The 1201-nt window shown below is 67.6% G+C and carries 1 pseudogene; it reads right to left on the minus strand.

Going from position 1 to position 1201, the window contains the following annotated elements:
• Nucleotides 1-1169, minus strand: a pseudogene (locus FW784_RS13995) (hypothetical protein); the annotation flags it as partial.
• Nucleotides 1170-1201: the final 32 nt, after the last annotated feature.

Consider the following 1201-nt stretch of genomic DNA (forward strand, 5'->3'; position numbering starts at 1 on the left):
GTCGGCATCGTGATCGATGTAGACGCGCGCCGAGCCTCTTCCGCGGCACGCTGCGCTGCCTGACGCGCGGCGCGCGCAGCCGCCGGGTCCTCCACGACGGCCGCCGCCGGATTGAGCGTGCTGTTGCGGATCCGCTCGGCCTGCGCCTGGTTGGCCAGCTGGTTGAGCGGCAGGTAGTCGCTGCGAAAGTTGAGTTCGACCGAGGAGTTGAGGTCGAGGTCGGTATTCATTTCCTCGGTCGACTGCGTGCGCTGGGTGGACACGTAACCAATCGTGTTCTCGATCTCGGCGCTGGCACCCCAGGGGCCGGCGCCGAAACTGCCGCCGGCCTTGATGCGGTTCTGCACGCTGGTCTGGCTGGCCTGGTCCTGGTTCGCGGCGCTACGCGTGTCGATGTGGAAGCGCATGGCCGCATTGATCTTGCCGCTGTCGACGACGATGCGCTGCATGCCCATCATCACCATCGTCGCGAGCATCTGCTGGCGCTGCCGGGCCAGTTGCCGACGTGCGATGGGCACCAGTTGTTCGGGCCCGCTCGCCTCCAGCGGATCTTCCGGCGCCATTCCGAGCGTCGCCCTGATCACCTCGGGCGGCGGCATCGAAGCACCGCTGCGCAGGCGCAGCCGGATGTTCGCGATCTCCTCCGGATCAGGCGTTTCACCCGGTTCGATTTCCGGCGCGTCGTATTCGATCGATTCCGGAAAATGGTCCGCGAGCCACTGGCGCACGCGCATGAGGCCGAACTGCCCGCCCTCGAAGCCCTCAGCCGATGCCGACACCGCGTTGAGCAGGTTCACGTACTGCTGCATCTGCGCCTGGTTGGAATCGAGCATCGCGCGGAACACGCCGTTGATGAGGTCGGTCACGAAACGTGGAAACGACACCGCGTTGAGCACGTTCTGTGTCGTCGATGCGATGCGGTCGGCCGCAGCGCCGAATTCCGGCTGCGACTGCGCGCGGGCCAGCGGCGCCGATCGCTGCGAAGGCTCGATGGCGGCATGCGCGTCGCCTTCTTCCTCGATCAGGCGCGCAGCCAGCGTCGATACACGCACCATCGCGTGAGCCAGCGCTTTCCGGTCGGTGTGCGCGAGCGCCTGGTACCCCGGTGCCTGCTCCAGCACGTCGCGAACCGCGCCGCGTATCCACGTCGGCGGTGCGGACGGGTGCATCGCCTGCGCGGCTGGGAACCCGTCCGGCTGCG

The organism is Cognatilysobacter lacus (assembly GCF_008274655.1).
GTDB classification, from domain to species: Bacteria; Pseudomonadota; Gammaproteobacteria; order Xanthomonadales; family Xanthomonadaceae; genus Cognatilysobacter; species Cognatilysobacter lacus.